The 12127-nt window shown below is 32.6% G+C and carries 17 protein-coding genes and 1 pseudogene; 8 read left to right on the forward strand and 10 right to left on the reverse strand.

Annotation, left to right across the window (positions count from 1 at the left end; all coding sequences use genetic code 11):
- Positions 1 to 282 precede the first annotated feature (282 nt).
- The gene (locus NYQ66_RS02785) at positions 283 to 375 is read left to right on the forward strand and encodes a YjcZ family sporulation protein (protein ID WP_259866609.1); all 93 of its coding nucleotides are present in this window, start codon (positions 283 to 285) and stop codon (positions 373 to 375) included.
- Between the two features lie 227 nt (positions 376 to 602).
- Here NYQ66_RS02785 and NYQ66_RS02790 read toward each other — a convergent pair whose 3' ends face one another.
- Positions 603 to 1424 carry a metallophosphoesterase gene (locus NYQ66_RS02790; RefSeq protein WP_259866611.1) on the reverse strand — a complete coding sequence of 274 codons (822 nt, stop codon included), beginning with the start codon at positions 1422 to 1424 and terminating at the stop codon, positions 603 to 605.
- Positions 1425 to 1827: 403 nt separating this feature from the next.
- On the opposite strand from NYQ66_RS02790, the gene NYQ66_RS02795 reads away from it, so the two are divergent.
- From NYQ66_RS02795 to NYQ66_RS02825, 7 genes are all read left to right on the forward strand, one after another.
- Positions 1828 to 2034 (forward strand): helix-turn-helix transcriptional regulator, encoded by a 207-nt coding sequence (locus tag NYQ66_RS02795; protein ID WP_259866613.1) that lies wholly within the window; start codon positions 1828 to 1830, stop codon positions 2032 to 2034.
- Positions 2034 to 2516: a hypothetical protein gene (locus tag NYQ66_RS02800; RefSeq protein WP_259866615.1), complete on the forward strand. Its 483-nt coding sequence runs from the start codon at positions 2034 to 2036 to the stop codon at positions 2514 to 2516. The genes NYQ66_RS02795 and NYQ66_RS02800 overlap by 1 nt, the downstream gene beginning before the upstream one ends.
- Before the next feature lie 267 nt (positions 2517 to 2783).
- The gene (locus NYQ66_RS02805; protein ID WP_259866617.1) at positions 2784 to 3632 is read left to right on the forward strand and encodes a sensor histidine kinase; all 849 of its coding nucleotides are present in this window, start codon (positions 2784 to 2786) and stop codon (positions 3630 to 3632) included.
- On the forward strand, positions 3633 to 4256 hold the full coding sequence (locus tag NYQ66_RS02810) for an accessory gene regulator ArgB-like protein (protein ID WP_259866618.1): 624 nt from the start codon (positions 3633 to 3635) through the stop codon (positions 4254 to 4256).
- Positions 4253 to 4378: an AgrD family cyclic lactone autoinducer peptide gene (locus NYQ66_RS02815; RefSeq protein ID WP_259866620.1), complete on the forward strand. Its 126-nt coding sequence runs from the start codon at positions 4253 to 4255 to the stop codon at positions 4376 to 4378. The genes NYQ66_RS02810 and NYQ66_RS02815 overlap by 4 nt, the downstream gene beginning before the upstream one ends.
- A 308-nt stretch (positions 4379 to 4686) precedes the next feature.
- Entirely contained in the window at positions 4687 to 5169 is a 483-nt protein-coding gene (locus NYQ66_RS02820; RefSeq protein WP_259866622.1) for a hypothetical protein, read from the forward strand.
- Positions 5170 to 5406: 237 nt separating this feature from the next.
- Entirely contained in the window at positions 5407 to 5814 is a 408-nt protein-coding gene (locus tag NYQ66_RS02825; protein WP_259866623.1) for a hypothetical protein, read from the forward strand.
- A 121-nt stretch (positions 5815 to 5935) separates the two neighbouring features.
- On the opposite strand, the pseudogene NYQ66_RS02830 reads toward NYQ66_RS02825, so the two are convergent.
- From NYQ66_RS02830 to NYQ66_RS02870, 9 genes and pseudogenes are all read right to left on the reverse strand, one after another.
- Positions 5936 to 6923 (reverse strand): annotated as a pseudogene (locus tag NYQ66_RS02830) (HD domain-containing protein).
- A gap of 308 nt (positions 6924 to 7231) precedes the next feature.
- A complete protein-coding gene (locus NYQ66_RS02835; RefSeq protein ID WP_259866625.1) occupies positions 7232 to 7372 on the reverse strand; it encodes a hypothetical protein in 141 nt (46 codons plus the stop codon).
- Between the two features lie 438 nt (positions 7373 to 7810).
- Entirely contained in the window at positions 7811 to 8335 is a 525-nt protein-coding gene (locus NYQ66_RS02840) for a hypothetical protein (RefSeq protein WP_259866627.1), read from the reverse strand.
- A 200-nt stretch (positions 8336 to 8535) separates the two neighbouring features.
- Positions 8536 to 8871 carry a hypothetical protein gene (locus NYQ66_RS02845; protein ID WP_259866629.1) on the reverse strand — a complete coding sequence of 112 codons (336 nt, stop codon included), beginning with the start codon at positions 8869 to 8871 and terminating at the stop codon, positions 8536 to 8538.
- A gap of 102 nt (positions 8872 to 8973) precedes the next feature.
- Entirely contained in the window at positions 8974 to 9354 is a 381-nt protein-coding gene (locus NYQ66_RS02850) for a hypothetical protein (RefSeq protein ID WP_259866631.1), read from the reverse strand.
- A 320-nt stretch (positions 9355 to 9674) separates the two neighbouring features.
- Positions 9675 to 9983 (reverse strand): hypothetical protein, encoded by a 309-nt coding sequence (locus NYQ66_RS02855; RefSeq protein ID WP_259866985.1) that lies wholly within the window; start codon positions 9981 to 9983, stop codon positions 9675 to 9677.
- Between the two features lie 97 nt (positions 9984 to 10080).
- Positions 10081 to 10596 carry a DUF6141 family protein gene (locus NYQ66_RS02860; protein WP_259866988.1) on the reverse strand — a complete coding sequence of 172 codons (516 nt, stop codon included), beginning with the start codon at positions 10594 to 10596 and terminating at the stop codon, positions 10081 to 10083.
- 540 nt (positions 10597 to 11136) lie between these two features.
- Complete coding sequence (locus NYQ66_RS02865) at positions 11137 to 11688, reverse strand: DUF5412 domain-containing protein (protein WP_259866633.1); 552 nt, start codon at positions 11686 to 11688, stop codon at positions 11137 to 11139.
- 186 nt (positions 11689 to 11874) lie between these two features.
- Positions 11875 to 12045 (reverse strand): hypothetical protein, encoded by a 171-nt coding sequence (locus NYQ66_RS02870; protein WP_259866634.1) that lies wholly within the window; start codon positions 12043 to 12045, stop codon positions 11875 to 11877.
- Between the last annotated feature and the right edge of the window lie 82 nt (positions 12046 to 12127).

Consider the following 12127-nt stretch of genomic DNA (forward strand, 5'->3'; position numbering starts at 1 on the left):
ACGTTCTTGAAAAACATTACAAGTCAAAAAGCTTGAACCATTTAGTTGTAAAGGTCCAAGTATAACGTTGTAATTGCAAAGATTCCTGACACCACCATGCAGCTTGTTGAGTAACTCTCAGACTTAAGCGTGTGTTGTAAACACCTCTTTAGTTATTATCTAATGTCTGGGAAGCCTTAGCTGGGATTCTTAATCTTTTTCAGAAAGATCATTATATTCGCCAACAGCAAAAAGCAAAAATGAAAATAGTATATAGTAACTTCTTTAAGTGGAGGTGAAAAAATGAGCTATAGTGGAGGATACGGCAACAACTTTGCATTAATTGTTGTATTGTTTATCCTGTTAATTATTGTTGGCGCTTCCTTTTATAGTTAAAAAAGGAAAGGTGTCCAAATTGTTGCACCCATTCTGCACCCATTAATCCACCAGGAAGAAAACAGCGCCTAGTCATCCCTCGTAAATTGTCGAAATCGACATATCATAGGTGATGACTAGGCACTAACATCTTAATATAGGTTGTCTTTCTTGCATGGGTATAGCATTGGTTCGTCTGTCGACAGGGCTTGGAACTTATATGTCCTATGTCTAACCTATAACCACCTCTATTTATTATTGGTAATTCGAATGTAACTCATCTGGCTTTTGTTTAAAAATCGTATTGGAGCAATACTTGTACCAAGACCACTATCGATATACAGCGTTTGCTCTGGACCAATGGTAAACGTTCCCTTATCCAACTCCGGGAAAAATCCTTGATCTGGTGCTACAATGGCACCAATAAACGGGACCCTTACTTGCCCACCATGCGTATGCCCGCTTAAGATTAAATCAGCTGGAATAGCTTCATATTTACTAACAATGCCTGGTGAATGCGACAACAAAATCGTGTAAATCTCCTGATCTATGCCATCAAACGCTTCTTCTATGTTTTCATGATCCGTCGAGCTATCATCTACACCCACTATATTAACCATCATCCCATTTACTTCTATTTGCGTATTTGTGTTGTTTAATAGACTTACATTTCGTTCTCGTAGACCATTAAAAAAATTCTCCGTGTCTTCATTATCCCACTCATGATTCCCAGACACGAAATAAATCCTCTCGTTAATAACTGTTAACTTCTCAATAAGATCATACATATTTTCAAAGCTCTCTGTACCTCGATCAATAAGATCGCCCGTAATAACAATCACATCCGCATTTAACTTTTTCACTGTATCAATGAGATTATCATTCTGATCGCCAAAAACATGATTATGTAAGTCACTTATTTGGACCAAGGTTATTTCCGTACTTTCAGGCATTTTATTTGATTCTAATTGAACCGTATTTACCTTAAAATCATTTGTGTCTAAGTAGATTTTAATAGAGAGTGCAACAATAACTAGAATCAAGATAATCCACATGAATCTCTTTTTCATAGCGTACCACCTAACATAGGGAATAATTTCAATTAAATTAACCAAAACCTCATACATACGACCGAGAAACAATAAATTTAAATTTTATAGTAAAAGATCACTTATATGATTGACGTTTCTTTATTTACTATAGTTTCATGTGTGTTACAAAAAAATTAAAAATAGTATCTGTGACGACCCGTAGTAGATTATATTCAAAAAAATACTAATCCTTATAGGCACTAGCAATTTAATGTAGACTGTCTTCCATGCATGGAAAAAGTTATGGTTTGTCTTTCGACAGGGTCTGACCCCGACACAACAATAATGTAAAGCTTACTTGACATTACACAAAATGTAAAGTACACTTTACTCACAAAGATGTAAAGCTACCTTTACAAAATTAGTCGGAGGTGAAGAAACGGTGAAAAACCGGATCAAAGATTTGCGTAAAAGCAAGAAGATGACGCAAGAAGAGCTAGCAATAAAGGTAGGCGTTTCAAGACAATCAATTATTGCCATCGAATCTGGAAAATACAATCCATCACTCGAACTGGCATACAACATTTCAAAGGCATTCGATAGCATCATCGAAGACGTTTTTATATTAGAAGAAAGGGGAGAGGAATAATGAGTGAACAAATACTTGGGATGATAGGATTATATGGAGGAGCAGCATTTGGTATATTAGGTTGGTGGTTCGGCCGTCGAATGGCCAAAAAACAACGCGGTTTAGATGAACTACATGACCATATTTGGCAAAAGGCTCGATCGATTTCTTGGTACTTCACCCTTGGTTCCACCTATGTTTTATTTTCTTTAATTTTATTCGGAATTGAGATAAAAGCCGGGATGCTTCTAGGAATCATTATGCTTGTTCATATGGCAAGTTGGGGTATTATAGGTGTCATTTTATCGATCAATATGAATATGACAGAGCCTTTAAAACCCTCTAGAGTTAAATTTGGCATTTCTATTGTGGCAGTGTCACTTATAATTTTTGCAATCTTATCTATTACTACAGGCAACTGGTGGTTTTTGATTGCTAGCATTCCACCAAGCACCCTCGGACTAATAAGTGCTTTAACTCCTGATAAAAGCGTTACAGATTAAGAATGGATATCCTGTGTAAAATAAAACACGAAGTTTGCGAAACAAGAATGCACATAGAACTGTCTTAAAAGTAGTGCCAGTCAATTTGGAAAATTACAAATGGAGGACAATGTACATTACTTATGTACATTGTCCTCCATTTGTGGAATTTGTCTTTCGACAGGGTCTGACCCCTATGTCACAAATTATGATATACTTTGAAATAAGCAGGTAAAATTAATATTAGTGAGAGGAAAAGGTTTCTATTATATATCTGGTTTAGAATCCTTGTTTTATATACATATGAATATTTTCACATTGGCTATTATTGTATTCGTACAAATCTTCTTAATTTTAATATCTATCACATCCATGGTTAATTTCCATGAGGTTTTCCGCATTCTAGGAGTACCAATTTACTTATTTATTGTTGTGATACTAAACATAGCATCACTTTATATCCTAGGTAAAATCTTTAGAAAAGAAGAAAGAAGAAATATTAAAAATTCTGAAAACACCCATGTTGAACAATTTAACTCATTAGTCGCTTCCGTGCGTTCAGATCGTCATGATCTTAATAACCATTTAACAGTTATTTCTGGTTTAATACAGATCAAAAAGTACGAAGCTGCAAACGACTATATTGAACAGATGATCGGTGACATTCATATCAATAACAAAGTATTAACGGTTAAAAATCCTATTCTTGCTTCTATGCTATTTCCAAAAATGACCCAATACCATAAAAACGGTATCCATTTAGAGTTGAATATAGAGAACGAAGCTGACATAAACATCCTTTCTTCAACTGACCTTATTCGTTTAATTAGCAACTTACTAGATAATGCATTTGATGCAACACTTGAAATTAGTAATAGTAAAGAACGTTTTATATCACTTTACATTGATGAAACGGAAGAAAAGTTGATCATTATTGTTCAGAATACAACCATCCAAACCAACCTTTCGAATAAGTTCTTTGAGGCTGGTTATTCAACGAAATCAGACAGTGGTAATAGAGGTTTTGGTTTAGCAATTATTGAGGAAATTATAAAGAAATACAATGGCACACATGACATAACAACTAAAGATCAATTACTTACTTTTAAAATTTGTTTTCCGAAGGTGAAAAAATAAATGATTACAGTTGCAAGTGAAAAATTGGCGGTAAGATTATGTAAATATATTGATCGATCAACGGATGTCGACTATCTAAGATATGGGATCGAGATTATTATTCGAGGAACGATTAAGTTTCTAGCATTACTCACTACAGCCTATATACTTGGTGTCATTTACCCAATGATATTTGTTTTTTTCACATTTGTTTTTTTTCGTTTTTTAACAGGTGGACATCACTACTCTACTTATATTCGTTGCTTAACTGTCGGCCTTATTATGATCGTTGGTATTTCATATGTTGTAAATATAATTGGAGATATGATTGATACTGGTACACTTATTGTTTTATTAATCTCATCTACTTTATTTGGAATTATTTTAATTTACAAATATGCACCATCTAATCACTTTTATAAAAAATTCACTACTCTTCAGAAAAAAAAGCTAAAACAATATGCAATAGCTACCGTAGTTATCTGGAGTATTCTCTTACACGTTCTTATTTTCGGTTCATTTTCAACTGAGCCTATTTTAGCTTCTATATTGGGTTTTATCTTTCAAATTGGTAGTATTCATCCCTTCTCATATCTTGTTGTAAATAAGATAGAAAGATTAATAGAAAGGAGGAGAACTCAGTGAAAAATCTATTGAAAATTATAGTGGGATTTGTAGTTACTGTAATTGTTTTTATTGCTAAAGCAGAAGTTAGTACTGCATCTAGTAGCTTACTATTTCAACCAAAGCTACCTAAGGACAACTAAAAAATGTTACTTAAAAAACTCGTATTCGCTCGTCCTTTTTCAAATGTCTTAGCTTTTTCTTATACTTGAAACATTAGATTTTTCACTACGTCGAGAGACTTTCTAGCAAAAAATTTATGCTTTCCTAACGTATAAAGAAATCCATCAAACTACAAACAGTTTGATGGATTTTATTTGTTCATTGAATAAACTTTTTAAGCTTAGCAAAGAAAAACTGCAAAAAAACCATGAAATATGTCGAAATCACAAGAATTTCATATTATAATCTAATAGACTACTTTGATCTACACATAGAAAAGAGGGATTTTATGGCATGGTTTAGTTATTTTTTATTATCTGTTCCAGAAGCTTTTTTATTGCTTGCAGTTTCATTTGCACTTTTTGGCATTTCTATATCGAAAGAAATCAAATCTATGGTGATTTTTTCATTCCTATATGGCGGAATCACCTTTTCGTTAAGCATTATTATGCAAAGTTCATTGAAGCCACTTCTAACATTCATTATTTTTTCATTATTAGTTGCTTATTTCTTCAGATTTAAGTTAATCTCAGGTATTATAATTGGATTAATCTCTTTTATTTTCTTATTTACTTTCGAAATACTTATGGTGCCACTGTTTATGCAGCTATTTAGTTTGAGTGTTGAGCAGATCATTTCGACCCCATGGTTAAGAATTGCAGCTGGGCTTTTCACCTTACATTTACCTATGTTATTACTTTTATTATTCTTCAAATTATCAAATTTGAAGATAAAATTACCTTTATTAACTAGTGCCAGTCACCGACCGTAATATGACGAATTCAACAATTCACCGGCGGTAACAGGCACTCATAGTAGTCGATATGGCATATTACCGAAGTACAGAAGGCGGACAATTTACATTACATATGTAAACTGTCCGCCTTCTGTGGCATTTGTCTTTCGACAGGGTCAGACCCCTACATAATCATAATCATAAAGACCCAGTCTAAATAAACCCTTCCTTTTCATATAAATGAACTAATTACTATGGACTGGGGGAATCATGATGACAAATGAAGTCAAAGAACCGTCTCAACTATCTGAAGAGATATTAAAGAAATACTATGATTTAAATAGCCAGAAAAAAGAGTTAGAGCAGGAAATGAATCAAATAAAAAAACAAATTCATCTTTATCTAGATGAAACTTTTGGAAAAGAACAAAAGGGAGAAGTGAAACTCGGTAAATATAAGGCGCAGCGTGCTATCCGCTCTTCTGTTCAGTACGATGATGAGAAGACGATACAAAAGTTGGAGGAGCTTCACTTACAAGATTTTATCTTGCAAGTAAAACAACCAGATACAGAAAAGCTAGAAGCTGCGATGAAAATAGACTTAGTTAATGAGGGAGACTTTGTGGATTGTAAAACAACTAAAATGTCTCAAGCCATTACGGTCAAGGAATTAAGTTTATAGATATTTAAGAAGTTTGGAAGAACTAATTAAATTACAAATGGAGGACAACTACCCTGCAAACTGTCCTCCATACGTGGAATTTGTCTTTCGACAGGGTCAGACCCCTAAAACAAATCCTAACTTAGTAAGAGAGTATCCTTACAAACATCCCTCTCGTGGCTTTCTCATATGCTGTATTATTCATATCCCTTACTCTTTCTGATAGTTCTGATACTGGTTTTAATTCTCCATCTTTGAATATAGAAGGGTCAATCATGCGAAGTTTGTTTTTTTGGTGTAAATGATAATTCTCACTATCTTCTTTCACTAGTACAGTTGGATTGAGCTTACTTAATAAACCAAGTAACTCCTCGTCTGCTGATGATTTTATTTTGTTTAGTAATTCGTCATCTTTACCAAGAAAGTCGTTAAGGTTTAATATATTTTTTTCTAAAGATCGTTTCAAAGTCTTAGACAATATATTGTAGCTATAGACATTTAGAGGGTCCATAAAGAAGTCATTTACTTCTTTGTAATACGTTTTGACAAACCATTCAGCAATTTCAATGTTTTGAAGATACATTTTCCCTTTTACAACGGTTATGTTCTCCAAAAAACGATTTACTTCATCTAAAGAGATAACTCCATACCTATACATATCACGAAGAGTGTAGTCTACTCTATCAGCACATAATTCTGGTGCTGGCTGTTCCAACAATGTCCACTTACTATCATCGAACAAAATATCCTCATAATTGTAGTTATATTTGGCTAAAATTGCTGGAAGGGCAGAATTTTCAACAACTGAATTATATATTTTTTCATGATAGTCTTCTTCCTTATTTTCAAATACGAAATCAATTACATGAGAAAATGCTGTGTGGGAAACATCATGCAATAACCCTGCAATCTGCTCTTCGACTGTTCCGCCAAGTTTTCTTATTAACAACATTACACCTATGGAGTGGTCATAACGAGTAACATTCCACTTTCTATTAACTAAGTAACTTGCTCCACCTTGATGTATTCCCTTTAACCCCCTTTAACCTTTGAATTGGCTCACTTAAAATTATTTCTTCTAAAACACTATCCAATTCAAATTTACCGTAAATTTCATCTGATATAATCATTCGGCTCCCCTTAAATTCAAAAATTAAAGCACAAAATCATTATTTCTTGTTAAAGTATTCTGCTTTAGCACGATAGGAGTTGCACTTTATAACGCGATCCTGCATAACAAGGACTACTCCTTTGTTAAAGATTAGCTCTCCTTTAGAGTTCAAGTGAAAAAAATCACAAACCAACAAAAAGAAAAGACAGTTATGAAGTTTCTCCTTCCTTACTGTCTGCTTACTCTCTCTATTTCAGATTCAACTTTATAAACTCTTTTATTCAATACTTCGGTTTTGTCATCAACATGTTCAGTAATTTTTTCTGTTTAAGTCCCTAAACTTTCAATCAAGTTTTGCTGTAACTTTTGTTGCCCTGCTTCTAACCTTGCTTGTCCCGTTTGTAGTTCGCCAATGTCTGTCTTTATGCCTTTCAACTCACTTAAAATCTGTTTTAATATATACTCCATAATACCTACCTCCGCTCCAAAATACTCTAAATTAATTATATCATCTATAACTATTTAACCATAAATAAATGAATGTATTCATGGATTAAAATTTCCAAGTGTCATAAACCATAGCTTGTTAAAGAAACGCCCCGTTAATTTAAGAACACTTTTTCACAAAGTTTACGTTTTTATCTTTTTCTCGAATAAATATTCTAAAAGCAATATTCCTCCCAATAGTAATGGGAAGCCTATAATTATATAATATATGTTATTGGGAACTCCAATTGCTTCTCTAAGATAACTAAAAAGAACCACCCAGATGATTATTGTAATGTATTTTGCCAAAGTCCACATGGAACACGCTCCGTTTATTTACTTGAAATCTTTATAAAGAAAAATCTTACCGCTGTTCTACTAAAGCTCTCCTTTACTTTAAGTTTAACAATTCATATAGTGTTATGGTTTACTGTATACAAGTTCATTTTGATGATTATAAGCAATATAAGTAACATCACCAAATTCTTGTTCATGTGTTGAATAATAAATTCTTGTTCCGTTTTGCGTTGTAAATGTATTTATCATTTTTTCTTTTGTTATTTTATTTGTTTTGTAAGTCATACTATCAATATCTTCATCAACTATAATTCCAAATAAATAATGTAGTTTATTGTCATTCTTAATTAGAATACTGCCTTCTGAACCACTAAACCCTTCTACATCGCTATTTACTGATAGAAGTCCAGTATTATCTGCAATTTTCCAACCAAATAATCCTCTATAAGCACTTGCCAATCTAATTTTCCCTTTTTCTTCCTCCATAAAAAGCAGAACTGAATCACTTTCTAACTCCACAGTTAAAAATGCCTTATTCCATCCCTGTTTCTCAAGTGCTTTTTCAATTGAAATAGGAAATACAACTATCCACATAGTAATTGTTAATAAAATAAAAAGTATGATATATATCGGCTTTGCTTTACTCACAAAATCCCCCTTTACTGTTCCACGTTACTGCTTCTTTACTTCAAGATCATTGATTCACATTATATTTTAACATAAAATTCCAATAATTCTTTTTTAAAAAAAGACCGTCTATACGGAATGACGATCCTTTTGTTGTGCTAACGCTCCCCGTTAATGGACTAAGCTTAATATTATTTTTATAGTGCAATAACCAAATGATTCTATCCTCTATCATTACTACCTAAAGGTTTAAAAGCATATTGAATAATGAAAAGAGGAAGAAATGCAGCTATAACCCACGTTAAAAACGGCGAAGGAATACTTACGAGTAAAGAAACAATAATGATATATATAACGTCGAATAGTATGACTTTACTTTTTTTATTGTCAGGCACTTTTTTGCTATTTTTATGAACTAATAAACACAATCCTACGATAGCAGCTATTATGAAAAACCATAAAGGGTAAATATCACCCGAAAGGTAATACCAAGAATATCCTTGTGCTGCAATCATAATAAACAAATATCCTAAAAAGTATTCCTTAATAAACCACATAATGACCCCTCTTCATTCAAAATAAACATAATTTAAGCTATTGTTTTGTTGTACAATCTGGTCCGTTTCTTATTGAAGCATTAAACCCGTTAGTGCAACATTTTATTCAATATGTTTTAATGCTTGGCTCGTACCTTCGTTAATACTATCAGTTTGAATTATTTCATTTGTACTCTTTTTATACCGATAAAAATAAGCGTTGCTTGGTTCATCTTGAAAATGAACAACTGCTTCGTATTTCTCAGTATGTTCAATTTCATCATTTTCGTCTTTCTCAAGTATTTCGACAATATAAATTTCTTTTATGTCCGTTTCTTCATCATAACCTTGATTTTCCAAGTGCATAAGAGTGTCATTTTTGATTTGGCTCTGTTCCTGATGTAAAGAGAAAGAGCGAAAACCAAAAATGATTAATATCACAATGAAAGCTCCGATAAACCCTTTCTTTTTTGAAATAATACCCCCCCTATTTTGTAATTCCATTGTTGAACATTCCTGAATCTTCACTATTAAGATCAGCAATTCACATTATATTTTAACATAAAATCCCAATAATTCTTAAAAACAAAAGGACCGTCACATTCATATTCATTTTGTTTTTCTGACCGCACTTGTCCCTTCCAAGCAAATTATTGTCATATGACACCTCTTGTAACTTAATGCTTATTCAACTAACATACGAGCTGCTGCGACATATCCTTCTTCTAGATTTGCCCTTTAGTTCTATAACAAAGGCTAGGACAACCTTCTTTAAAAACATCCTCAATCTCTTTTTTATCAATACAAGACTTCAATATAGATTTTTAAGTTTTAGTCACGCCCGAATCAATCACTAATCTAGGTTGCGACGTTGTGAGTTTTGCAATTGCTCCTAGCGGCACACCATAATTAGGTTGGCAGTGTCCAATGTGAAAATTCTCTACAACAGGGAAAGAAGCACTAGCAAAGAAATCTTGAAGCACTTTCTTTATTTTCTCATATTCGTCAGGGTCTGTTTGGAAATTACCAACGACCACACCATCGACAGCATTGAAAATCCCAGCTTGTTCAAGGTGAGTAAGCATCAAACTAATCTTAAAGGCAGGTTCTTCAACTTCCTCAATTAATAGGATAGCTCCATTTGTATGATTTTAAAGCATCCATACCTTTAATTTAAAAAGAACGAAGAAACACTTGTTTCACAAACGCTCTTTTAGTTAAATAATGCATCTACAGTCCCTTTTTTAATGAATCAATCGCATTCTTAAATTCTTCTGGCTTTCGAGTACCTATCACCAGAGTTTGACCTTTCATACCCAATTCTATAGCTTTGTTACCATCCATATTATAAGCCTTTTCCCCATTTACATTTAATCGAATTCCCCAACCACCAAAACGTTTTAAGGGACTATAATTAATTGATTGATAGTGTTTTATTTCCTTAAACAGAAACTGTTTGTAGCGAAAATGGAAAGGCATATATCGAATATATAACCCTTCCTCACGAACTTCTATTATAAGTTTGGTGAAGAATAGCAAAATTATTGGTACAATAACACTAAAAAATACCCAAAGAATAATTAAAAATACATTAGGAGCTGGTTTAGTACCAACTGGTTTTCCTAAAATTATTTGTTGAATGAATATATACCACATAGAAAAAGTAAACACAGAAATAAATATCCACAACAGCATTGAACGCGGTTTTTGAATTTCTCTAAAAATAACTTTATTTTGCTTCTCTATTTTTAACACCGCCTTTGATTTGATTAGCAATATATCCCTTTAACTTTTCAACTTATTTTACATTTACGTCTAACATTTAAAAAGGGTTTCTTCAACAAGGAAAGGTACTAATCCTGCATTGATCAGTACCTTTCCTTGTTGCACATTAGCACGCGTTAATGGAACAAGTTAATTAACAAATATAAAATTATCTAAAACAATATTTAATATCAATCCAGAAACTATAATCATTACCCCTACTCCAGTCCCCACTCTCTTTTCTTTAAGGTTTAAAAGGTTTAAAGTGTCGAATAGTAACCAAACTAACAACATTATTGGTAAGGGAGCTATTAGGTATTGCCACCAACCTAGGGGTTCAAAGAATTCAAAGTATTGGAAACCGTATAGTAAAAATATGATAAACATAAATAATGGGAAAATTAACTTCATAGTCATTATTTTTCCTTTCAGAATTATTTTTTGCTTGTTAAAAAATCTGGTTCTTTATATTAATATAATATTCCAGTAATTTTTCAAGCAAAATAACAAGACGATCAAATATCAATAACCAAAAGTCTCACCTTCATCTAAATTTAGAATATGATTATTAATGGATACTTCACTATCATTTTCCCATTCAACAACCACATTTTCCGTTCTTTTTTCATAATAAATCCTTTTCTTAGACCATAATGGTCCATTTAGTTCTCCTCTTATCCCAAACGTCCCTGCAGCTCCTGCAGCTCCCGCATCCCATTTGTAAAATTCAATTGTATAAGTGTTATTAGGTGAGCTTACTGTCTTTATATGAGTGGATTCTCCCATTGACGAAAAAACAGTTGTAAATAATAGTGCCAAAAGAAGTCCAAATGATGTTAAAGAGGATAAAATTAGTACCAACCAACTTCTAGTTATTTTCCACCAAGTCCCATCGTCTTTAATTACTCCAACTACTGCGAGACATAATGAAAGCACACCCATCATTAAGAAAATAGTCACAGTTAGAGGCGATATAAGCCAATTGTTGTTAATCATAGAAAATAAAGAGTAGGCTGATGAAACTATACAAAAAAGTGTTAGATATAATGACCACAACGTAAATCTTTTTCCCACGGATCTCCTCCTCAAAATTCAGCTATAATTTAAAAGATAATTTCATCAAAAAGCTACAATAAAATTGGTTTCTCTCTATTTCTTCTTTAACTCTTCTATATCTTTAAATCATATAGAAGTTTCCACATCGACAACTCCTTATTCAATATCTGCACCCTATAGTGAAGTAACTATAATTCATTACAGTTACAGTTTATGAAAATCATTATCTAGTTCTTGTCGTTCTACTTCAGCTTTCAATTCCTTTCTATATTTCTCTACTCTTTTTAACTTTCTTAAAGTTAGCAACGAAAAAAAAGTAATGACTAAGTATTTCATTTTAGTTTGGTCATTGTTCTGTTGAATAATTTTTTCCATGAAATCCCTCCATATTATTTAATCATCTTATTCCAGTAACGCTCCCGTTAATGAATTACCTAAACAGAAATTCTATAATAAC

Source organism: Aquibacillus koreensis, assembly GCF_025154055.1.
GTDB classification, from domain to species: domain Bacteria; phylum Bacillota; class Bacilli; order Bacillales; family Amphibacillaceae; genus Aquibacillus_C; species Aquibacillus_C koreensis.